This window comes from Anaerotruncus sp. AF02-27 (assembly GCF_003465835.1).
Classification (GTDB): Bacteria; Bacillota; Clostridia; order Oscillospirales; family Ruminococcaceae; genus Anaerotruncus; species Anaerotruncus rubiinfantis.
In genome coordinates this window covers 36,458-57,039 of the sequence record NZ_QSBX01000020.1, presented here as the reverse complement: position 1 = coordinate 57,039, position 20,582 = coordinate 36,458, and the positions used below count along the sequence as shown (strand labels likewise).

Sequence of the window (20,582 nt, the reverse complement as noted above, 5' to 3'; positions counted from 1 at the left end):
GGATGGAACCTGGGGAAAGGGCCAGCCTGTTTTCCCCTTGACGCGTGCCATCGGGTTCCAGGCGGCGAGACGGCATTGGGTTCACATCATCGGGGAGAAGAGGCGCAGGAAGGCGCGCATGATCCGGCGCAGCACCGGGACGTGCCGCAGATAGTTCTTCGGGATTTCCTGGCAGACGGTCAGAGTCTGGAGGATGTCGTCGCGTACATCGGCGATGACCCGCGCGTTATAAAAACAGACGCCGCATTCGAAATGCAGATAAAAGCTGCGGTAATCCATATTCGCGGTGCCAACAATAGCGATCTCGTCGTCCGCCACATACATCTTTGCATGGACAAACCCGGGCGTATATTCATAGATACGCACGCCGGCGTCGAGCAGCGGCTGATAAAAGGATTGGGTCGTCTCGTGCACGAACCATTTGTCCGGGACGTGCGGGGTTATAATCCGCACATCCACGCCGCTGCGCGCCGCCGACTGGAGCGCTGTGACCATCTCATTGTCGAGGATGAGATAGGGCGTTGTAATGTAGACGTAGCGATTTGCCCGATTGATGATCTGCATATAGGTTTCTTCCGAAACGTTGATGCGGTCGAGGGGACTGTCTCCAAACGGCTGAACGAAACCGTCGCTGTCGCAGCTCAGGGTGGGACGGAAGCGCATATAGTCGTCATCGGTCGGTACGGAAAAGTTCCAGAGAGAAAGAAACATCGAGGTCAGATTCCACACCGCGTCGCCTTTGAGCATCACGCCGGTATCCTTCCAATGGCCGTGTTTTTCGTAGGTGTTGATATATTCGTCCGCAAGGTTGATGCCCCCGCAGAATCCGACGTTGCCGTCGATGACGGTGATTTTGCGGTGGTCGCGGTAATTCATCATCGAATTGAGGTGGGGACGAAACGGGTTGAAAAGCACACATTTGATCCCACGCGCGCGCAGCCTGCCCGGATAGCGGCTGGAGATGGTCTGGATCGAGCCGATGTCGTCATACATGAAACGCACGTCCACGCCTTCGGCGGCTTTTTGCGTGAGGATCTCGAGAATGGGGTCCCACATTTCCCCCTCTTCGAGGATAAAATATTCCATGAAGATGAACTTCTTTGCTTTGGGCAGTTCCTCGAGCATCCGCTTCCACATATGCTCTCCAAGCGGGAAGTATTCGGCTTGGGTGCCGCGCCAAAGCGGCAGTCCGGTTGTGTTGCGCAAGAAGTTCGGAATGGTTGTGAACCGCGGGCAGGCTCCCTGCAGTTCGTCCATATAACTTTCCGGCGCGGTAAATCCGCGGCGGGTGTCCTGCTCGGCGCGCTCAATCCGCTGGGTGAGCAGCTTTGGAAGCGTTTTGTTGCCGAACATCAGATAAAAAAAGCCGCCGAAGATCGGGAAAGACATCAGAAGGATGACCCATGCGAGTTTGTAGGACGGGTTTTCGTCCTTGCTGATGAGCCAGACCACGATACCGATGCTCAGTGTGAGCAGCACCGCGTAAACGGCCGCAAAGTATTCGCTGAGCCAGATGATCGCCGCGAGCAGTACGCCGCCTTGGACAAGGATCAGAAGCGCCACAATGACCACTTTGCTGAATAGAAAGCTGAACACCGATTTAATATGCAGCTTTTTTTTATTCTTCATGGGAAGTACCCCCCTTTTTTTACCTGGATGCAACCCCTTTATTTTATCTATTATAACAGCTTTCTATCAAGATTCAAGGACGTATAAAAAGGATGGACCGGCCGCAAACCGGCGGCCGGTCCATGGACAATATTGGGAGATGTGGAGGGCGGTTGAAAAAGGCGGCCGGTTAGAGCCCGTTGGGGTTCTGCTTCGAGAAGCGCCAGCTGTCGGCGCACATGTCGTCGATGGTGCGCTGGGCCGTCCATCCGAGCAGCTCCTTGGCACGGGTGCAGTCGGCATAGGAGGTGGCGATGTCGCCGGGCCGGCGCGGGGCGATGTGATGTTTAATGGGGAAGCCGCAGGCCTTTTCAAAGGCGTGTACGACATCGAGAACCGAATAGCCGTGGCCGGTGCCGAGATTGATCGCTTCAACGACGTTTTTGTCCGCGATGTAGTCGAGCGCTTTCAGATGCCCAACCGCGAGGTCGACAACGTGGATATAGTCACGCACGCCGGTGCCGTCCGGGGTGTCGTAATCGTTGCCGTAAACAGCCAGATCATCGAGCTTTCCGGTCGCGACCTGGGAGATGTATGGCAGAAGGTTATTGGGGATGCCGTTCGGGTCTTCACCCAAAAGGCCGCTCTCATGCGCGCCAATGGGATTGAAGTACCGCAGCAGCGCCACGCTCCAGGTGGGATCGGCTTCGTGCAGGTCGGTGAGGATCTTTTCAATGAACAGTTTGGTGGTGCCGTACGGATTGGTGGTTGAAAGAGGCATATCCTCCTTGAACGGGACGGGATTGTGCATGCCGTAGACGGTGGCGGAGGAGGAAAAGACGAATTTTTTGCAGCCGAATTTCTCCATCACCTGGCAGAGCACCAGCGTGCCGGTCAGATTGTTGTGATAATATTTGAGCGGAATCTTGCAGCTTTCGCCCACCGCCTTGAGGCCCGCGAAATGAATGACCGCGTCAATCTGATTCTGCGCAAAAACGCGTTCGACGCCTTCGCGGTCGAGCAGGTCGACTTCATAGGATTTGAAGCTCTTGCCGGTGATCTTTTCGATGCGGCGCAGCGCCTCCGGTTTCGAGTTTGAGAAATTGTCGAGCACGACGATGTCGCGCCCCGCCTTAAGCAGCTCCACACAGGTGTGGGAACCGATATATCCGGCTCCGCCGGTGACTAAAATAGACATAGGAAAGCCTCCTTATCATAAACGGGTGAAACACTTTGCTTTCTGTGATTTCAGTATAGTTTCCGCCTTTGCCAATGTCAATGGATTCGAGCAATCATGCAACAAATGTCCATAAACACGCAACATTTGCGCGGAAACCGCAATCGGGTTTTTCACAGCCTTATTTTTCAGTCAGGACTTCAAGGCTTACGCCGTCCGAACAGAAAACCACCGTACCGTCCCGGTCAGTGCGGTAAAGCATGATCCCAAACGAATCGAGCCGCCGCAGAATTTCGGCATGCGGGTGCCCGTAGGAATTTTCATAGCCGCAGCTCGCGACGGCGGCGGAAGGGTTGACAGCCCGCAGAAATTTTGCCTGGCTGGAGGTACTGGACCCGTGATGACCCAGCTTGAGCACGTCGGCCCGCAGTTCCCCGGCATCGTAGGCTTCCAGCAGGCTGTTTTCGCTCTCCTTTTCCGCGTCGCCGGTGAACAGGAAGGTCGTTTCGCCATAGTCGAGCCGGAAAACCAGAGACGTGTCGTTGAGCTCCTCCTGATCGTGCTCCACAGGGCCCAGCAGAGTGAGCACCGCGCCGTCCCCAAGAGCATACTGCATCCCGGTTTTTGCGCGGGTGATCCGCAGGCCTTTGTCAGCGATCGTGTCGAGCAGGATTTCATAAGTCCTGGTTGTCGGCAGGATCTCCCCGGGCACCTCCGAAAAAAGCACCTTGTCCACAGGAAATTCGCGCAGCACATCGGCCATACCGCCGATGTGATCGGCGTGCGGGTGGGTTGCGGCCAGCAGATCAATCCGCTTTACGCCCTGGCTGAAAAGATAATCGACGACTGTTTCGGCGTGGTCGGGGTCGCCTGCGTCGATCAGGACGTTCTGCCCGGCGGTCTGGATCAGGATGCTGTCCCCCTGGCCGACATCGATGAAATGCACCGACAGCCGCGCGTCGATCGGGGCGGGCGTGCCGGAAAGCCCGACAGCCTGATAGAGCCGGTCGATGGCAGACCCGGCGTCCGGGCCGTAGGACAGGACAATCCCCATGCTGATGAGCACGAGCGTCAAAATTATAAGCAGGGTGATGGTTGACTGCTTGCGGCGCATCAGTCGTGCTCCGGCTGGTCGGGCTCGATGACGAACAGATCGTTCGGGGTGCATTCGAGAATCTGACAGAGCGCCTCGATGGTTGAATAACGGATCGAACGGGTCTCGTTATAAAGCAGGCGGTTTGCGTTCTGGCCGCTGATGCCCAGCTGTTTATAAAGCCAGTATTTACTCTTTCCCTTTTTCTTTAAAATTTCCAAAGCGTTCATGTGAATCATAAAGAATCCTCCATTTACAGTGCATCAGGCATGTTCCTGTTGGTCGGGTTCGATAACGAAAAGATCGTTCGGGGTGCATTCGAGGATCTGACAGAGCGCCTCGATGGTCGAATAACGGATCGAACGGGTTTCGTTATAAAGGATCTTATTGAGATTTTGACCACTGGTGCCAAGATGTTTTGCGAGCCAATATTTCGTCTTTCCCTTTTTCTGAAGGATTTCCAACGCATTCAATCGGATCATATAAAATCTCCCCATAGCATATTTATCAATATGATATTAATAAATACACCATTTAAACATGTAGTCCGAAAAAATATAGTAATCAATAGATTGCATAATGTTTAAATTCATGTTATACTGTAGTCGATCCACGTCGTCTCCCTAAAACGGCTGGAGCAAACGAAGGGGGCCCCACACGCCGCGCGCGTGGGGCCCCCTTCTATTCGTCGTCGATGCAAAACAGATCATTCGGCGTGCATTCAAGCACCTGGCACAGTGCTTCGATGGTCTCGAAATGGATACCTTTTGTTTTTCCATAGAGGATTTTGTTCAGGTTCTGACCGCCCATCCCCAACTGCTTGCCCAGCCAGGATTTGCTTTTTCCCTTTTGTGCAAGCAATTCCAGAATGTTAATACGTACCATATCGAAACCTTCCCATTACCGCCCGCCGCGGTTGACCTTCGCGTAGCGGCTGTTCTTTCCGGTTTTCGCCTTTCCGACCGAGCGGTCGTTGCGTTCGCGGCTGCGCCCGCGGACACGTCCGTCCTGCCGCTGCTTGAGGGCTTTTTCCGTTTCGCGGCGGCGCTCGGCGTTTTTCTGCCGTTCAAGCGTTTCGCGGTCCGGCGCGATGAGGCAGTTCGGCCCGGTCCCGATGAGATCCTCACGGCCGGCCTTTTTGAGCGCCGTCATCACCGCGCGGCGGTTTTCCGGCTTGAAGTATTGGAGCAGCGAACGCTGCAGCCATTTGTCCTCCTGCGAGGAAGGGACATAGACCGGCCGCAGGGTGTACGGGTCAAGGCCGGTATAGAACATGCAGGTCGAAACGGTGCCGGGCGTGGGATAGAAGTCCTGCACCTGCTCCGGGCGGATGCGGTTGCGTTTGAGGAACAGCGCGAGGTTGACCGCGTCCTTCAAAGTTGAACCGGGGTGGGAGGAAATCAGGTAGGGGACAAGGTACTGCTCCTTTCCAACCTGTTTGGTGAGCTTATAAAAACGCTCGGCAAACCGTTCGTACACCTCAATGTGGGGCTTTCCCATACAGTCGAGCACATTCGGGCTGCAATGCTCCGGCGCGACCTTGAGCTGGCCGCTCACATGGTGCGCGAGCAGCTCACGCATAAAGCGGTCGTCGCGTTCGAGCATCATGTAGTCGTAGCGAAGCCCGGATCGGACAAATACATGCTTGACGCCGGGCAGTTCCCGCAAATCGCGCAGGATGTCGAGATATTCGCTGTGGTCGACCTCCAGCGCCGGGCATGGCGTGGGCGCCAGACATTTGCGTTCGGCACACAGGCCTTTGGAGAGCTGCTTTTTGCAGGAGGGGTGCCGAAAGTTGGCCGACGGGCCGCCCACGTCGCTGATAATCCCCTTGAAACGGGGGTTGCGGGTGAAACTTTCGGCCTCGGCAAGGATGGATTGTTTGCTGCGGCAGGTCACGGAACGCCCTTGATGGAACGCAATTGAGCAGAAGTTGCAGTTGCCGAAGCAGCCGCGGTTGTGCATGATCGAGAATTCCACCTCTTTGATCGCGTCGACGCCGCCCTGCGCTTCATAGGAGGGATGGTACATCCGCTCGAACGGGAGCGCAAACACCGCGTCGAGTTCTTCTGTCGAGAGCGGCGGCATCGGCTCGGTCTGTATCAGAAAGAGGTTGTCGCCCTGCTTCTGGATGATCTTGCGCCCGCGCACCGCGTCCTGTTCCTCGATCTCGGTATGGGTGGCTTTCGCATAGGAAAGCTTGTTTTCCTTCACCTTTTGGAAGGAGGCGACCGAAACCGCGTCGGTGGGCAGGCCGAGCTGGTCGGTGAGGTAGCAAATCCCGCGGCAGCGGATTTCCTTTGCGGGCGTGCCGGCCGCAAGTTCCCGCGCAATGATTTCGGTCTGCTTTTCGCCCATCCCGAAGATGAGCAGGTCAGCTTTGCTGTCCAACAGGATCGAAGGCAGGACCGTGTCAGCCCAGTAGTCGTAATGGGCGAACCGGCGCATCGACGCCTCCAGCCCGCCGATCACAATCTGAGAATCGGGATAGAGTTCCCGGATTTTATTGCAATAGACGGTGGTGGCCCGGTCCGGACGGCGGCCCGCCTTGCCGCCGGGGGTATAGGCGTCGTCCGAACGTTTGCGCCTGGCAGCGGTGTAGTGCGCGACCATCGAGTCGATGTTGCCGCCAGTCACCCAGAAGCCGTATTTCGGCGCGCCGAAGCGGGTGTAATCGCTGTCGGAGACCGGCTGGGAGATCATTGCGACCCGGTAGCCAAGGCTTTCGAGCAGGCGGGATACGATCGCAATGCCGAAGCTCGGGTGGTCGACGTAGGCGTCGCCGGTGACGCAGATGAAATCGGCTTCGTCCCAGCCGCGGGCTTTCATTTCTTTTTGGGTGAGCGGCAAAAACATGGTATGTTCCTTTCTTTCAGTGCAGAATGAAGAGTTCCGCGGACGGCACGTGGAAGATTTGCATCAGACGAAATATGACATCCACGCCCATTTGCTGCAAATCCTTTGTATTTTCGATCATTCAAATCACCTCAATCGTTATCTTACCATAAAACATATAGCGAATTCCCAATTTTAGCCATATGTGGTGAAAATATTGAGGCGACGCTTTAATTTGCGCCCTTCGCGCGCCCGGAGTTCCTTTCTTGCTTGTCCAAGAAAGGAACCAAAGAAGGACACGCGGGGACACCCCGCGGCCCCATGCGCGCGATTTCGTTGCCTGCGGCAAAGATCGCGCGCAATCTGCTTAGGCAAAACGTGGTGTGCCGCGTGATAAAAAGCACGCGGGACGGGTTTTCGCAACCGTTGCGAAAACCGGCTGCGCCGAATAAGGACAAACGGATTTTGAATGCGCGGCCCTGCGGGCCGCGCATTACGCTGTGTCCACATGGGCTTTCAACCGGTCCACGGCCGAGGAGCGTAAAACGCCGCCATCCGCCAGATTTCCCCTGGCCCGCGACCGGGGAGCGCGAAACGCTGCCGTCCGACAGATTTTCCCTGCCCCATGACCGGGGAGCGTAAAACGCCGCCATCCGCCAGATTTCCCCTGGCCCATGACCGGGGAGCGCGAAACGTCACCATCAGTCTTGAGCTGACCGTTTCATTGGGATCGCTTGCGGCGCAGGTCTCGAAGCCTAAGAGCACGGCCGCCGCTTTGTTTTGCGGCGGTGGGGTTCCAAGGGGTTCCCCCTTGGCGTGTTCTTTGGTGACTTTCTTGCACGAGCAAGAAAGTCACCCTGCGGAGCTACTCCTGCTGAGAGAGCTTCATCTCGGCCCAGCGTTCGGGCGAGATGAGCACCTGACGGGGTTTGCTGCCTTCAAACGGGCCGACGATACCGCGCGCTTCCATCTCGTCCACGATGCGCGCAGCCCGTGCATAGCCGAGCTTCAAGCGGCGCTGAAGCAGGGAAGTGGAAGCCATGCCAGCCTCCACGACGCATTCGATCGCGGGCATGAGCATTTCGTCCTCGTCGCTGTCCCCACCGTTTGAACTGGAATCGGATGAGGAGCCTTTGCTGCCTTTGCCCGCTACGACATGGTTGTCGATCTCCCGCACGATACTGTCATCGTAGTCGGCGGTGGCGTCGTTTTTGATAAATGCGATGACGTTTTCAATCTCCTCGTCGGTGACAAAGCAGCCCTGCACGCGCACCGGTTTGGGCGCGCCCACCGGGTTAAAGAGCATGTCGCCGCGTCCGAGCAGCTTCTCCGCGCCGCCCATATCAAGGATGGTGCGGCTGTCAACCTGCGACGAAACCGCGAAGGCGATACGTGAAGGAATATTCGCTTTGATGACGCCGGTGATGACATCGACCGAAGGTCGCTGGGTCGCGATGATCAGGTGCATGCCCGCGGCGCGGGCCATCTGCGCGAGGCGGCAGATGTAATCCTCAATCTCATTGGGCGCGGCCATCATGAGGTCGGCCAGCTCGTCGATGATGATGACCACCTGCGGGAGTTTCTGCATGCCTTCGGTCTTTTCGGCCAGGTGGTTATAGGAGCTGAGATCGCGCACAGAGTTGTCCGCGAAGAGTTTGTATCGCTTGAGCATTTCAGTGACCGCCCAGGAGAGCGCGCCCGCCGCTTTTTTTGGATCGGTGACGACCGGCACAAGCAACTGTGGAATACCGTTGTAGACGCCAAGCTCAACCACCTTTGGGTCGATCATGAGGAACCGCACCTCGTCGGGCGTGGATTTATAGAGCAGGGAAATGATGATCGAGTTGATGCAGACCGATTTGCCCGAGCCGGTCGAACCCGCGATCAGCAGATGCGGCATCTTACCGATGTCCGCCACAGCGGTGTTGCCCGCAATGTCCCGGCCAAGCGCTACGGTGAGCTTGCTTTTCGCGTCCATGAATTCGGAAGAATCGATGATTTCACGAATCGAAACCGCGCTGATGACCTTGTTTGGCACCTCGATGCCAACCGCGGCCTTGTTGGGGATCGGCGCTTCAATACGCACGCCCGCCGCCGCAAGATTCAGGGCAATGTCGTCCGCAAGGCCTGTGATCCGGCTGATTTTTACACCGGCGGACGGCTGAAGCTCATAACGGGTGACGGCCGGGCCGCGGGAGATATCCACAATGCGGGTCTGCACGCCGAAGGAAGCGAGTGTATCGACCAGCCGCTGGGCGTTCTGCTTCATTTCGTCGGTCACATTCGAACCGGCCTTCTGGCGCGGTTCGCGCAAAAGTCCGAGCGATGGTTTTATGTAGATTGGCTGGACAGGGATCGAAGCTTCCTGTGCCAGCTCAAGCTGGATGCCCTCATCCGGTTTGCCTTTATCGGCAGGCGGCTCGGAAGGGGCGGCCTGACCGGGCTCGGGATGTTCAAGCGGGACCGGGTCGTCGTCGAGCAACGGCGGCAGGTTCAGGCTGCTTGAGAAGGTCTCCTCCGACGCTTTTTCCAAAACGGATTCCGGCACGGAAACCACTTCGGGCTGTATGGGCTCGTCCGCCTTGAAGGCGAATTTGCCAGTTTCGGTTGCTGCCTTATGTACCAGCTCATCAATCGAAGGTTCGGGAGACGGCACGAACTGCATCGGCTCGTCCGAAACCGAAAGGGAGAAGCCGCCGACCGCGTCCGGCTCAAAGTTGTCGTCGAGCGGAATGTCAATGTCAAATTTGGGCGCATGCTGTGCGGGAGCGTCCGCCAAAGCAACCTGCGGAGCCGCAGCGGCAGGGATGCCTTCGGCCGCCGCAGGTTGCGCAGGCTCATCGGAAGCCGGCTGATTTTTACCGCGCCGGGGAGGCTCGTCGAGCGGGATGTCGATTGTGCGTTTTTTCTGCGCGGGTGCGGCTGCGCGCTGCGCACGGCGCTCCTCCTGACGCTGCATCTGTTCGGCATAGGACTCGCCGATCTTCTGAACCGGCTTATGCGCGGCGCGCGCAAGCCCGATAAGCGTGCCGCCGGTCATCAGCATGATAAGCACAAAGAGTGCGAGGACGATGATGATGCCCGCACCGAGCTTGTCAAAAAATGTAAGGAGCGGAAGCCCGACCACCGCGCCGACAAAACCGCCGCTTTCGCCCTTGATGCCCATGAGGATCGATTCGATGAGCATGTCCATCACATGCGCGTCCTCGGTGACCGGCGCGCCCATCTTGAAGATCTGCCACGCGCCGCAGAAAAAGACAACAAGCAGGCCTCCTTCCCAGGCGCGGGCGGCGACCGGCTTGTCCTGCGTATCAAGGACGGCTATGTAGATGAGCAGTGCTGCCACCGCAATGGCGCCGCATCCAAAGATGCCAAACAGGGTGTTATGCAGCCATTGCCAGACACTGGCCCCTTCGATCAAAGTGAGCGCCCCCACCAGGATACCGACGGCGAAGAGCACCAGCGCGCGCATCTGTTTGCGGGCGCGCTGCTGGGCCGCGTTGCGTTTGCGGGTCGCGGCGCTTTTCGAGCGGGAGCGCGTGGATGATTTTGTAGCCATGAACAGTCCTCCGATGCAAAAGAGAGTTTCAAAAAAGCAAAAAAGGCATTATGCCCCTAGGAAGAAGCCCCGGACGGCATAGCCGGTGAAATGGTCAATGGCGCCGACCGTCAGGACAACCATGCCGAGCACAAGGGTGTAGTATCCAAAATATTTGAGTTTATTGCCCCTGACGACCCACTGCACCAGCTTGATCGACAGGATGCCGAAGATGACCGAGCTTAAAAGCCCCATAATAATGACCGGCGCGGAGAGGGAAGACCCCTCCCGGACCGCGTCGCCCACCTCGAGGACGATCGCGCCGAGCACCGCCGGGATACCCAGGATGAACGAATAGGCCACCGCATAGGAACGCTCCAGTCCGCAGAGCAGTCCGGCCGAGATGGTCGAGCCGGAGCGGGAGATTCCCGGCATGGTGGCAATCACCTGCGCGGCGCCAATGAAGAGCGCGTCCTTGGGGCCCATCGTAAGCGCGTCTTTGCGGCCGGGGCGCTCCTTTGCCGCGAAGAGCAGCATTGCTCCGGTGAGCAGGAAACAGAAACCTTCCACCGTGATGTCGGTGTCGGTCGAGAATCCGGAAATGAAATCTTTAAAGAGCAGCATCAGCCCAAGCGGCACCAGCGACAGGAATAAGAACAGCAGCATCCGCCGGGCTGAGGACATGTTTTTTGCGGAGAACTTTCCGGTGAGAAGATCGCGTACAAGGGTCACAAGCGCGATCAGCAGCTTCCAGAGCGTCCCCCAGAAGCAGATGATCACCGCGATGAGGGTGCCCGCGTGCAGTAAAATCGAGAACAGAAAGCCGCTCTCGTTGTTGTTGCCGGTGAAATACTGGAACAGGGAAAGGTGTCCCGAGCTGGACACCGGAAGAAATTCGGTCAGCCCCTGCAGAAGCCCCTGCAGGAACGCTTCCAAAATTGTCATAAGCCTTTTAGCTCCTTATTTTGTCAGTTTAGGATCTGCCCAGGGGAATAACGGGGATCAAGATAGTCGCGCGGATTGGTCGAGATGAGACGCGAGACGGTGAATTTTCCGTTTTGTGAAACGCCCTCAATATAAGCGTTATGCACCGGGCGGTAGGAGTATTCCACCGCGTCCTGTCCGCCCAGGATCATCTCGGCCGGAACAATCGTATAGAGGAACATCTCAGTCCCTCCCTTCAATCATGGCATAGAGTGCTTCGATCACGTCAGAAACGCCGCCGAGCGAATCGATGAGCCCTTCGTCCACGGCGGACTGCCCGTCGAGCACGGTGCCCACGTCCATCACGAGCTCGTCCTTGTTCATCATGAGCTGGCGGAACCGTTCGCCGGTGATGTTCGAGTTGTCGGTGACGAATTTGACGATTCGTTCCTGCATCTTGTCAAAATACGAGAGGGTCTGCGGCACGCCAAGCACCAACCCGTTCATCCGCACCGGATGCACCGTCATGGTCGCGGATGGGACGATGAAGCTCTTGCGGGCGCTCACCGCGAGCGGCACGCCAATCGAATGGCCGCCGCCGAGCACGAGCGAGACGGTCGGCTTCTTCATGCCGGAGAGCAGTTCCGCGATTGCGAGCCCCGCTTCGACGTCGCCGCCGACCGTATTGAGGATGATGACGAGCCCTTCGATCTCCGGGTCCTGCTCGACCGCGAGCAGCTGCGGGATCACATGCTCGTACTTTGTGGTTTTGTTTTGCGCGGGCAGGATATAATGCCCCTCGATCTGCCCGATGATGGTCAGGCAGTGTATGACGTGCTTGCCCTTTTTGCTGGTCACGCCGCCTGTCTCAATGATCTGCTGGGTCTGCTCGGACAGGTTTGGGTTATTTTCCTGACCCTCCTGGGTCCCCGGGGCCTCCTGGCCTTCGCCTTCGGGCGCATTGTCGTTGTCCTGCATAAATTTTTGCTGTTTGCTGGCTTTCAAATCGATAACCTCCTTCAAATTGGTAACGAGGTTATCTTTGCCGGTTCTTCACCGGTCTATGCCTGCCAAAACAGCGGACCGTGCAACAAAACATACAATATCATTATAACATTCATGGATAGATTGTCAAACGAACAAGCGCGAAAAAAGGGACCGCATACGCGGTCCCACGGGCGGCTCAGCCGTCCATGACCTCGATCGAATTGAGGCCGCTTTTCATCACGAGCCTGCGCAGCGGCGGGGAATACATAAACGGGCATTTGAGCAGTTTTAGAGAGAGCTTTGCCCGCAGACGCAGGGTGGCGGCGCGGTAACGTCCGTTGGGGTCGCCCTGCGGTGCCGCGAGCACCCGCGCGAGCATGACAGCGCTCAAAATCGCGCTGCTGATGCCTTCGAGCGAGCTTGGGCTGATGAATCCGGCCGCCTCCCCGATGAGGAAGGCGTTGTCGCGTCCACAGCAGAACTGCCCGGGCGAAGCGGGACGCAGCACCCGGCAGGCTTCGGTTCGCTTCGGTTCGCCCAGATGAATTCCAACACTTTCCAGTTTGCGCTTCTGACGCTCAAACCGTTCGCGGCAGCCTTTGGCGGGATACGCCCCGCCGAATATGAGGCTGCCGTCCTTTGAAAGCGCCCAGGAGTAGCAGTCGGTGTTTTCGGAATCAAACACGCAGGAATAAAACGGCGTGGTGTGGGTGTCCGCAAACCACTGCTGGATCGAGACGTAGCTGCGCAGTTTTTTATGCGGGTAGAGAACCTCCCGCACCAGCGAATTGGCGCCGTCCGCGCCGACAAGGCGGGCGGCTTCGATGGTTTGCTCCCGGCCATCCCGCCAAAAACGCACCCGCCAGCCTCCGGGGATTTTTTCCACCGCGCGGCAGGCAGCATTCGTAAACAGGTCGACCTGCGGCGGGATGAGCCCGCGCAGCCAAAGGTCAAACCGATGGCGGTCGAGATTTACATAAAAACGCTGGTAATAGCGGGTGACACCGGTATCGAGATCGATCGTGCGCACCGAAAAGATCTGCGGGTCGACGATCAGCTCGCGCGGCAGAGTGAGGCCGAGACAGGCAAGCGCCTTCTGCGCGTCCGGCGCGAGCAGGCCGCCGCACGGCTTGCGAAAGCCGTTCTCCGGCGAATCCTTGCGGTCGATCGCCGCGACGCGCATCCGGGGCCCGAGCAGGCGCGCCAGTGTGGAGCCCGCAGGGCCGAGCCCTACGATGGCCAGATCATACATATGCATCTGCTCCCGATGATGTATTTTTTCAATAGTTGGAAAGCCCCTTGAGGGATTCGTCATGCACGACCCACTCGTCCGCCACGTTGATGACGCGGAATTCCTCCTTGTCGTCGCGGATGATCACGGTGGAGATGCCAGCGTTGATGATGAGGCGGGTGCACATTGAGCAGGGACAGGCATTGCGGACATATTCACCGGTGTCATATTCCTTGCCGACCAGGTAAAGCGTCGCGCCGAGCATCTGCTCGCGAGAGGCGTGGATGATCGCGTTCATTTCGGCGTGTACCGAGCGGCAGAGTTCATATCGTTCGCCGCGCGGGACGTTGAGCTTGGAGCGGGTGCAGTAGCCCAAATCGGAACAGTTTTCCCGCCCGCGCGGCGCGCCGACATAGCCGGTCGAAACGATCTGGTCGTTTTTCACGATGATCGCGCCGAAGTTGCGCCGCAGGCAGGTGCCGCGCGAGGCGACCGTCTCGGCAATATCCAAATAATAGTTTATTTTATCGCGTCTTGCCATCTATCTTCACTTCCTTTATAATGATGAAAGGTATGGAGCTGGTCATTGATTTTATTCTACTATACCGCGGCGGCCTGTGCAAGCTCCTTTTTTATTTCCTGCAAAACCAAATCCAGTTCCTGGAGGATTTTATGGACAACCTTTCCAATATTGGCGTGATACGAGACGTATTGTCGCGCCACGGTTTTACATTCAGTAAAGCGCTCGGGCAGAATTTCCTTGTCAACCCGACCGTCTGCCCGCGCATGGCCGAGCTTGGCGGCGCGAAAGCAGGCGTCGGAGTCATTGAAATCGGAGCGGGCGTCGGTGTGCTGACCGCCGAGCTTGCCATACGCGCGGACAAAGTCGTCTGTATCGAAATTGATGCCCGGCTGCTGCCGGTGCTCGCGGAAACGCTCGCGGGCTACCAAAACGTCGAGATCGTGAATGCGGATGTGATGCGGGTCGACCTGCACGCGCTCATCGCGGAAAAGTTTTCCGGCATGGAGGTGGTTGTCTGCGCGAATCTGCCGTACTACATCACCTCGCCGATCATTATGAGCCTGCTCGAGCAGCGCCTGCCGGTCAAATCGATCACCGTGATGGTGCAGAAGGAGGCCGCGCAGCGGCTCTGCGCCGAACCCGCCACCCGCGAGGTTGGCGCGGTCACAATCGCTGTGCGGTACTACAGCGTCCCGAAGGTGCTCTTTCAGGTGTCACGCGGGTCGTTTATGCCGTCGCCCGACGTGGACAGTACGGTCATCCGGCTGGATATCCGGGAGCGGCCGCAATACGACGTGGGGGATGAAAAGGCTTTCTTCGCGGTGGTGAAGGCGGCTTTTTCCCAACGCCGAAAAACGATCCTGAACTGTCTGGCAAGCGGGCTTTCGCTTGCGAAGCCGGACACCGCCGCGCTGCTCGAAACAGCGGGGGTGCCGGGCACGGCACGCGCCGAGCAGCTCACGATGGAACAGTTCGCGGCGCTTTCCCGCGCCGCAAAGGAGATGAAACGATGAAACTGACAAAACGCAGGATCCTGTCCATTGTGATCGCGGCTGTTACCCTCATCGCGACCGGGGCGTATTACACAATGGTTTACCACTATACGGCGAAACCGGAATCGCTGACCGAGGCGCTCACGGAATATACCGGCATGCCGGTGGAGATAGCCGGGACCGAGGAGGCCGGCAACCGGCTGTTCGTGCTCTTCAAGGACCCGGGCGGCGGCCCGATGATGGGCTACGCGCTTTTCGACCGGGGGATGAACACCCTTTACCGGCCGGTCAGCGCCGGCTACGGCAATTCGATCGGCGTGGAGGTCTATCCCTTCACCGCTTCGGGCAAACGGAAGGTCGCGGTCTGCGGCGCGAACGCCGACCCGCGCGCGGTGGCCTACGAGGTCATTACGGTGGACGAGGAACCGCCGCAGGTGGTGTTTTCCGGAGAGATTGCCGAACGGGATTTCGTCGATATTTATGAGCACCCGAAAACGGAGGGGCTCTGGCGCGGCCTACGGCTTCTTGACGCGGATGGGAACGACCTCGCTCCCGAACTGTACGCGTCAGGGGTGGCGGACGGGCCGGGCACCGGGATTGGGACAGCCGAGCTTTTCATGACAGATATTTTTTGCATCCTCATCCTGTTGGTTGGATTCGTTGTGGCAAAATATTTCTGGGACGAAAAACAATTGCCGGAGGACAAAAAGGAATAGAGAAACGGCCCCGCTTCTCAGAAGCGGGGCCGTTTGGGTTTGAAATCAGGATTTCTCGTCGGCATAAAACTGGTTCATCCGGTAGCAAAGGGTCATAAGGCTGTCCCCAAGATGCACGTTTTCGACCACGACGTTCTCGAAATTAAGCAGCAGATCGTAGTGGGAGAAGTTCCAGAAGCAGTTGATGCCGAGGTTTTTGAGCCGCTCGGCCGTTTCATAAGCCACCTCGCGCGGGATGCAGAGGATCGCGGCGCGGGGATGATTTTCCCGGCAGAAGTCTTCGAGTTCGGTGGTGTCCCGCACGGTATGTTCCCGGATCTTCTGCCCGATGACCGTGGGGGAGTTGTCGAAAATCCCCACGAGCTTAAAACCGCTGGTGTCGAAGTTCATATGCTTTGCAAGCGTGCGGCCGAGATTTCCCGCGCCGATCAGGATGATGTCGGCCTGTTTATTGAGGCCGAGGATGTTTCCGATTTCCTTATAAAGCGCGGCGACGTTGTAACCGTAACCCTGCTGGCCGAATCCGCCGAAGCAGTTGAGATCCTGTCGGATCTGGGAGGCGGTGAGCTGCATGAGCTGTGCAAGCTCCCGCGAAGAGATACGGGTGACATCCTTTTTCAGAAGGTCGCCCAAAAAGCGATAGTAGCGCGGCAGACGCCGGATAACCGACAGTGAAACGCCCTCATGCTTTGGCATAGACACAAACACCCTTCCTGTGTAGATTTCCTTGTGTGCCGGGCGGATCAGAGGCTCGCTACGGTATCCATGACATAATTGCCGAATTCCTCGCAGGTGCAGCCGGTGTCGCGGCCGGTGATGGTGAGCTTTTTCTCCTCGTACATGCAGACGTCCAGCGCACGGTCGAGCTTATCCGCCTGCGCCTGGAAGCCGATGTGGCTCAGCAGCAGCACCGCTGCGCGCAGCATCGAGCAGGGATCGGCATATTTGCCGCGGCCTTCCTTGATCATACGCGGCGCGGAGCCGTGGATCGCCTCAAACATCGCGTAGCGTTTGCCGATGTTGGCGCTGCCCGCGGTACCGACGCCGCCCTGGAACTCGGCGGCTTCATCGGTGATGATGTCGCCGTAGAGGTTCGGAAGTACAAATACCTTGAAATCACGGCGGCGCTTCTGGTCAATCAGTTTTGCGGTCATGATGTCAATATACCAGTCGTCGGTGGAGATGTCCGGATACTCCTTGGCGATGTTCTGGCAGAGTTTGAGGAACTTGCCGTCGGTCGTCTTGACGATGTTGGCCTTGGTGACGATTGAAACGCGGTCTTTGTGGTTTTTCTTGGCATAGTCGAAAGCGAGCCGCGCGATGCGTTCGGTGCCTTCGGTGGTGGTGACGACAAAGTCGAACGCGACTTCGTCGTCGACATTCACGCCGCAGGAGCCGAGCGTGTATGCGCCTTCGGTATTCTCACGGAAGAAGGTCCAGTCGATGCCTTCGCTCGGGACTTTGACCGGGCGGACGTTCGCGAACAGGTCAAGCTCCTTGCGCATCGCAACGTTGGCCGATTCGATATTTGGCCAGGGATCGCCCGCTCGCGGGGTGGTGGTGGGGCCTTTGAGGATGACGTGGCATTTTTTGAGTTCCGCGAGCACGTCGTCCGGGATAGCTTTGCCGACGGTGGCGCGGTTTTCGATGGTGAGGCCGTCGATCTGCTTAAATTCCACACGGCCGGCGGCCACTTCATCCGCCAGCAGGTGCTTTAATACGCGGGCGGCTTCATTGGTGATAATGGGGCCGATGCCGTCGCCGCCGCAGACACCGATGACGATCTTATCGAGATGTTCGTAATCCACGAAGTCCTTAGTTGCTTTAATGCGCTCATTGCGCGCAAGCTGGGCCTCTACCAGCGCGGCAAAATGTTCGACAGCCGCTTGTACTTTCTGATCCAATGCAAGTCCTCCTATGATTCATTTCATGATACAGTTACATCACAGTAATAATTATACATTATTTTATATCATTGCGCAGGTCTTGTCAATCTGAAAGCCAGCTGCCCAAAGATGCAGTTTGGAGAAAAAACGGAAGGTTCAGGGCGGCAGGAAACCAGAGTCGGTGCAAAAACGGGCGAGCTCCCGCAGGGTTTTGCGCGCGGCGGCCAGCCTGCGGCTGACCGTGGAGCGGCTGACGCCGAGAATTTTGGCGGCCTCAGGCATCTTGATCCCCTCCAGGTAATAGAGCCGGACGGCTTCCTGCTGGCCTGGCGGCAGAAAGCGGATGGCGTTGGCGGCAAACCGCCGGTAGCGTTCACGCGCGGGCGTGTTGTCACCGTTGCCGCCGTAGGTTTCGGACGCGACCTTGTCCGGGTCGGACAGGTGCGCGTTCCAGGCCCGCTGGGGGAAAAGCGGTTTATCCTGCCGGTATTTACTATGCGTAGTAGTCCTTGAGATAGGCCGTCACCACCTTTAAATCACTCAATTCGGTATAGAGCGCGTCCATCCGGCGCCGCAGAAGGAGTGCTTCCTCACCGTCTGCCGTGCGCAGACGCTTGCGCAGCTCGCATAGGCGCTTCTGCAGCGCTTCGGCAGCAGCGCGGTATTCTGCTGAAAGTGCGGTCAGATCCATGCAATTCCCCTTTCGATTCGCTTGTTTTTCCCCTCTAACCCCAACGTAGCATGGGAAAAAAACGAAGTCAAACGGGGGAATGGTCCTTTCTTGCTTGTCCAAGAAAGGACCCAAAGAAGGACACGCGGGGACACCCCGCGGCCCCGTGCGCGCAATTTTGTTGCCGCTTCCCGGCAAAGATTACGCGCAATCTGCCGCAGGCAAGACGATGTGTGCCGCGTGATAAAAAGCACGCGGGACATATTTTCGCACCCAGTGCGAAAATGCGCTGCGCGCAACAGGGACAAGCCGATCAAAAAAGCCCGCCGGCATTGCCGGCGGGCTTTGGTTCGTATGGGGGTCAGTTTGCTGAAATGGTAAAATCGGCCGTGATTTCGGTGCAGGCGAGCGCTTCGCCGTGCGGATCGATGAAGCAGGCAAGTTGAGACACGCGGTAGATGCCCGGCGAAAGCGGCTCGTCGAAAATATCGATGGGGATCGGGATGGTTGCCGTTTCGCCCGGTGCGAGTGGGAAGGAGGCGGAAACGCTGTCCGGGTTTACCATCGCGCCGTCGCGCGGGGTGAGCGGCAAAACTTCGCCGCCGTCCACTTTGCGGAAATCGAACCATGAGGTGTAGAGCAGCGTGTCGGAAGCGTTATTTAAAACAACGAGGCTGATACTTTCGGTCCCGACGGGGTAGGAATCCTGTTCAGGACGCGCTGTAACGCTCGCCACAGGGGCTTCGGAGCTGCCGAACCCGATCACCGAAAAGACCTTGTCATTCTGCGCTTCGGGAAGGAAGAACGCCTTCTCCCGTGGCACGGGCCGCACCGCGGAGTACAAAAGCCCGATACCGATCCCGGCGGCGAACAGCGCGAGCGGAATGATCCAAAAGCGTTTCATCAGACGTTAAACCTAAACAGCACCACATCGCCGTCCTGAAAGACATATTCCTTGCCTTCCGAACGGATGAGCCCCTTCTCCTTGGCGGCTGCCATTGAACCGCAGGCGATGAGGTCGTCATAAGCGACAACTTCGGCGCGGATGAACCCTTTCTCAAAATCGGTGTGAATCTTTCCGGCGGCCTGCGGGGCTTTGGTGCCCTTCTTGATCGTCCAGGCGCGAACCTCCTGTTTGCCGGCGGTCAGGAAGGAGATGAGCCCCAGCAGGGAATAGCTTTTTTTGATGAGCCGGTCAAGTCCGGACTCGTGCAGGCCCATTTCCTCAAGGAACATCAGTTTGTCCTCCGGGGTCATGTCCGCGATTTCCTCCTCAATCCGTGCGCAGATGGGCAGCACTTCGGATTGTTCCCCGGCGGCGATTTCCTGAACTTCTTTGTAGAAGCGGTTTTCTTCGATACCATTTATAAAGTCATTTTCACTCATGTTTGCGGCGTAGATGACCGGCTTATCGGAAAGCAGCGGCATGTCCGCGAGCGCTTCGCGTTCATCCGGGTCGCAGATAAAAGAACGGGCGGATTTGCCCTCTTCCAGATGTTCCTTGAGACGTTTTAAGATGTCGGCCTGCGCGGCGAGCGTCTTGTCGCCGCCTTTTGCCGCCTTGAGCGAGCGGTCGATCTTGCGCTCGACGATGTCGATGTCTGAAAAGATCAGTTCGAGGTTGATCGTTTCGATGTCGCGCCTGGGGCCGATTTCGCCGTCGACGTGAACAATTTCCCCATCTTCGAAGCAGCGCACAACATGCACGATCGCGTCGACCTCCCGGATGTGGGAAAGGAATTTGTTGCCGAGCCCTTCGCCCTTCGACGCGCCGCGCACCAGCCCCGCGATATCGACGAATTCGATGACGGCAGGGGTGTATTTGTCCGGATCATACATCTTTGCGAGCACGTCGAGCCGCTCGTCCGGCACGGCAACCATGCCGACGTTCGGCTCGATGGTGCAGAACGGGTAGTTCGCGGACTGCGCGCCCGCGTTGGTGATGGCGTTAAAAAGGGTCGATTTGCCGACGTTCGGCAGCCCGACAATACCTAGCTTCATATCGATAACTCCTTCAAGCGTTTTACAAATTACTCCAGTTTTTCATGATACCACAGCGGCCGATATTTGGCAAGCCGGATCGGCAGTCCTTACAAAGTATCCGTATTCTCCAATTCGAGTCCTTCAAAAAACGCATCATAACTACAACCATAGATCATGTGTAAGGCGACGAGGAGACGCACCGGAATATTAAGTTCCCCTGTTTCGTAGCGGGAATACAAACTGCGCGTAGTGGATACGCCGAAAATACCCAAGCGGGCAACAAGGCGGTCCTGTGTATACTTGTGCTTTTTCCGAAGGAGGCGCAGGTTACTTCCCATGTTCATGTCGGCGGTTAGTCTGTCCATTAGCAACTCCTTTTGCTCAATATAACGTGCATTTTTGCTTTAGTATATGTTATA

21 protein-coding genes and 2 pseudogenes are annotated in these 20,582 nt (G+C 57.4%); 2 read left to right on the top strand and 21 right to left on the bottom strand.

Translation table 11 applies throughout. From position 1 onward, the window contains the following. Window positions 1–81: 81 nt before the first annotated feature. The 14 genes and pseudogenes from cls to DWV16_RS13890 all read right to left on the bottom strand — a co-directional run bounded on the left by cls (window position 82) and on the right by DWV16_RS13890 (window position 13,934). The gene (gene cls / locus DWV16_RS13955; protein WP_118479819.1) at window positions 82–1,629 is read right to left on the bottom strand and encodes a cardiolipin synthase; all 1,548 of its coding nucleotides are present in this window, start codon (window positions 1,627–1,629) and stop codon (window positions 82–84) included. Window positions 1,630–1,798: 169 nt separating this feature from the next. Further along, on the bottom strand, window positions 1,799–2,806 hold the full coding sequence (gene galE / locus DWV16_RS13950; RefSeq protein ID WP_066453873.1) for a UDP-glucose 4-epimerase GalE: 1,008 nt from the start codon (window positions 2,804–2,806) through the stop codon (window positions 1,799–1,801). Between the two features lie 160 nt (window positions 2,807–2,966). Beyond that, a complete protein-coding gene (locus tag DWV16_RS13945) occupies window positions 2,967–3,899 on the bottom strand; it encodes a ComEC/Rec2 family competence protein (protein ID WP_158572897.1) in 933 nt (310 codons plus the stop codon). Beyond that, window positions 3,899–4,117 (bottom strand): helix-turn-helix transcriptional regulator, encoded by a 219-nt coding sequence (locus tag DWV16_RS13940; RefSeq protein ID WP_066453878.1) that lies wholly within the window; start codon window positions 4,115–4,117, stop codon window positions 3,899–3,901. Before DWV16_RS13940 ends, DWV16_RS13945 begins: the two co-directional genes overlap by 1 nt. A 24-nt stretch (window positions 4,118–4,141) precedes the next feature. Beyond that, a complete protein-coding gene (locus DWV16_RS13935; RefSeq protein ID WP_066453881.1) occupies window positions 4,142–4,360 on the bottom strand; it encodes a helix-turn-helix transcriptional regulator in 219 nt (72 codons plus the stop codon). Window positions 4,361–4,559: 199 nt separating this feature from the next. Beyond that, window positions 4,560–4,763 carry a helix-turn-helix transcriptional regulator gene (locus DWV16_RS13930; protein WP_118479815.1) on the bottom strand — a complete coding sequence of 68 codons (204 nt, stop codon included), beginning with the start codon at window positions 4,761–4,763 and terminating at the stop codon, window positions 4,560–4,562. A gap of 15 nt (window positions 4,764–4,778) precedes the next feature. Continuing rightward, the gene (locus tag DWV16_RS13925) at window positions 4,779–6,734 is read right to left on the bottom strand and encodes a YgiQ family radical SAM protein (protein ID WP_118479813.1); all 1,956 of its coding nucleotides are present in this window, start codon (window positions 6,732–6,734) and stop codon (window positions 4,779–4,781) included. Window positions 6,735–7,578: 844 nt separating this feature from the next. Beyond that, a pseudogene (locus DWV16_RS19880) lies at window positions 7,579–8,994 on the bottom strand (DNA translocase FtsK); the annotation flags it as partial. 741 nt (window positions 8,995–9,735) lie between these two features. After that, window positions 9,736–10,185, bottom strand: a pseudogene (locus DWV16_RS19875) (DNA translocase FtsK 4TM domain-containing protein); the annotation flags it as partial. A 135-nt stretch (window positions 10,186–10,320) separates the two neighbouring features. Then, window positions 10,321–11,196, bottom strand: coding sequence for an undecaprenyl-diphosphate phosphatase (locus DWV16_RS13910; RefSeq protein WP_118479807.1), 876 nt, complete (start codon window positions 11,194–11,196; stop codon window positions 10,321–10,323). 23 nt (window positions 11,197–11,219) lie between these two features. Beyond that, a complete protein-coding gene (locus tag DWV16_RS13905) occupies window positions 11,220–11,417 on the bottom strand; it encodes a YlzJ-like family protein (RefSeq protein ID WP_066453891.1) in 198 nt (65 codons plus the stop codon). Between the two features lies 1 nt (window position 11,418). Next, window positions 11,419–12,153 (bottom strand): ClpP family protease, encoded by a 735-nt coding sequence (locus DWV16_RS13900; RefSeq protein ID WP_079988087.1) that lies wholly within the window; start codon window positions 12,151–12,153, stop codon window positions 11,419–11,421. Between the two features lie 205 nt (window positions 12,154–12,358). Then, entirely contained in the window at window positions 12,359–13,414 is a 1,056-nt protein-coding gene (locus DWV16_RS13895; protein WP_278276512.1) for an FAD-binding protein, read from the bottom strand. A gap of 28 nt (window positions 13,415–13,442) precedes the next feature. Next, entirely contained in the window at window positions 13,443–13,934 is a 492-nt protein-coding gene (locus DWV16_RS13890) for a dCMP deaminase family protein (RefSeq protein WP_066453902.1), read from the bottom strand. 131 nt (window positions 13,935–14,065) lie between these two features. Between DWV16_RS13890 and rsmA the strand changes: the two genes are divergently transcribed. Together rsmA and DWV16_RS13880 are read left to right on the top strand one after the other, a co-directional pair. Then, entirely contained in the window at window positions 14,066–14,929 is an 864-nt protein-coding gene (rsmA, locus tag DWV16_RS13885) for a 16S rRNA (adenine(1518)-N(6)/adenine(1519)-N(6))-dimethyltransferase RsmA (RefSeq protein WP_118479828.1), read from the top strand. Then, the gene (locus tag DWV16_RS13880) at window positions 14,926–15,624 is read left to right on the top strand and encodes a hypothetical protein (RefSeq protein ID WP_118479805.1); all 699 of its coding nucleotides are present in this window, start codon (window positions 14,926–14,928) and stop codon (window positions 15,622–15,624) included. Before rsmA ends, DWV16_RS13880 begins: the two co-directional genes overlap by 4 nt. Window positions 15,625–15,669: 45 nt before the next feature. Here DWV16_RS13880 and DWV16_RS13875 read toward each other — a convergent pair whose 3' ends face one another. The 7 genes from DWV16_RS13875 to DWV16_RS13845 form a co-directional block, all read right to left on the bottom strand. Further along, the gene (locus DWV16_RS13875; RefSeq protein ID WP_066453912.1) at window positions 15,670–16,320 is read right to left on the bottom strand and encodes a redox-sensing transcriptional repressor Rex; all 651 of its coding nucleotides are present in this window, start codon (window positions 16,318–16,320) and stop codon (window positions 15,670–15,672) included. A 47-nt stretch (window positions 16,321–16,367) separates the two neighbouring features. After that, window positions 16,368–17,528, bottom strand: a complete 1,161-nt coding sequence (locus tag DWV16_RS13870) for an isocitrate/isopropylmalate family dehydrogenase (RefSeq protein ID WP_118479803.1) — start codon at window positions 17,526–17,528, stop codon at window positions 16,368–16,370. 138 nt (window positions 17,529–17,666) lie between these two features. Beyond that, complete coding sequence (locus DWV16_RS19775; RefSeq protein WP_207734321.1) at window positions 17,667–17,951, bottom strand: RNA polymerase sigma factor; 285 nt, start codon at window positions 17,949–17,951, stop codon at window positions 17,667–17,669. 52 nt (window positions 17,952–18,003) lie between these two features. Further along, the gene (locus DWV16_RS13860; protein WP_118479799.1) at window positions 18,004–18,201 is read right to left on the bottom strand and encodes a hypothetical protein; all 198 of its coding nucleotides are present in this window, start codon (window positions 18,199–18,201) and stop codon (window positions 18,004–18,006) included. A gap of 340 nt (window positions 18,202–18,541) precedes the next feature. After that, on the bottom strand, window positions 18,542–19,084 hold the full coding sequence (locus tag DWV16_RS13855) for a hypothetical protein (protein ID WP_118479797.1): 543 nt from the start codon (window positions 19,082–19,084) through the stop codon (window positions 18,542–18,544). After that, entirely contained in the window at window positions 19,084–20,181 is a 1,098-nt protein-coding gene (ychF, locus tag DWV16_RS13850) for a redox-regulated ATPase YchF (protein WP_066453930.1), read from the bottom strand. Before ychF ends, DWV16_RS13855 begins: the two co-directional genes overlap by 1 nt. A gap of 89 nt (window positions 20,182–20,270) precedes the next feature. Further along, window positions 20,271–20,528: a helix-turn-helix domain-containing protein gene (locus DWV16_RS13845; protein WP_066453935.1), complete on the bottom strand. Its 258-nt coding sequence runs from the start codon at window positions 20,526–20,528 to the stop codon at window positions 20,271–20,273. Between the last annotated feature and the right edge of the window lie 54 nt (window positions 20,529–20,582).

Bases quoted from the DNA above. Each gene is read 5' to 3' on its own strand.
- DWV16_RS13910 (WP_118479807.1), bottom strand. From the start codon at position 11,196: ATGACAATTTTGGAAGCGTTCCTGCAGGGGCTTCTGCAGGGGCTGACC.
- DWV16_RS13890 (WP_066453902.1), bottom strand. From the start codon at position 13,934: ATGGCAAGACGCGATAAAATAAACTATTATTTGGATATTGCCGAGACG.
- rsmA (WP_118479828.1), top strand. From the start codon at position 14,066: ATGGACAACCTTTCCAATATTGGCGTGATACGAGACGTATTGTCGCGC.
- DWV16_RS13880 (WP_118479805.1), top strand. From the start codon at position 14,926: ATGAAACTGACAAAACGCAGGATCCTGTCCATTGTGATCGCGGCTGTT.
- DWV16_RS13940 (WP_066453878.1), bottom strand. From the start codon at position 4,117: ATGATTCACATGAACGCTTTGGAAATTTTAAAGAAAAAGGGAAAGAGT.
- DWV16_RS13855 (WP_118479797.1), bottom strand. From the start codon at position 19,084: ATGAAACGCTTTTGGATCATTCCGCTCGCGCTGTTCGCCGCCGGGATC.
- galE (WP_066453873.1), bottom strand. From the start codon at position 2,806: ATGTCTATTTTAGTCACCGGCGGAGCCGGATATATCGGTTCCCACACC.
- DWV16_RS13900 (WP_079988087.1), bottom strand. From the start codon at position 12,153: ATGCAGGACAACGACAATGCGCCCGAAGGCGAAGGCCAGGAGGCCCCG.
- ychF (WP_066453930.1), bottom strand. From the start codon at position 20,181: ATGAAGCTAGGTATTGTCGGGCTGCCGAACGTCGGCAAATCGACCCTT.
- DWV16_RS13930 (WP_118479815.1), bottom strand. From the start codon at position 4,763: ATGGTACGTATTAACATTCTGGAATTGCTTGCACAAAAGGGAAAAAGC.
- DWV16_RS13895 (WP_278276512.1), bottom strand. From the start codon at position 13,414: ATGTATGATCTGGCCATCGTAGGGCTCGGCCCTGCGGGCTCCACACTG.
- DWV16_RS13845 (WP_066453935.1), bottom strand. From the start codon at position 20,528: ATGGACAGACTAACCGCCGACATGAACATGGGAAGTAACCTGCGCCTC.
- DWV16_RS13925 (WP_118479813.1), bottom strand. From the start codon at position 6,734: ATGTTTTTGCCGCTCACCCAAAAAGAAATGAAAGCCCGCGGCTGGGAC.
- DWV16_RS13945 (WP_158572897.1), bottom strand. From the start codon at position 3,899: ATGCGCCGCAAGCAGTCAACCATCACCCTGCTTATAATTTTGACGCTC.
- DWV16_RS13905 (WP_066453891.1), bottom strand. From the start codon at position 11,417: ATGTTCCTCTATACGATTGTTCCGGCCGAGATGATCCTGGGCGGACAG.
- DWV16_RS13875 (WP_066453912.1), bottom strand. From the start codon at position 16,320: ATGCCAAAGCATGAGGGCGTTTCACTGTCGGTTATCCGGCGTCTGCCG.
- DWV16_RS13935 (WP_066453881.1), bottom strand. From the start codon at position 4,360: ATGATCCGATTGAATGCGTTGGAAATCCTTCAGAAAAAGGGAAAGACG.
- DWV16_RS13860 (WP_118479799.1), bottom strand. From the start codon at position 18,201: ATGGATCTGACCGCACTTTCAGCAGAATACCGCGCTGCTGCCGAAGCG.
- cls (WP_118479819.1), bottom strand. From the start codon at position 1,629: ATGAAGAATAAAAAAAAGCTGCATATTAAATCGGTGTTCAGCTTTCTA.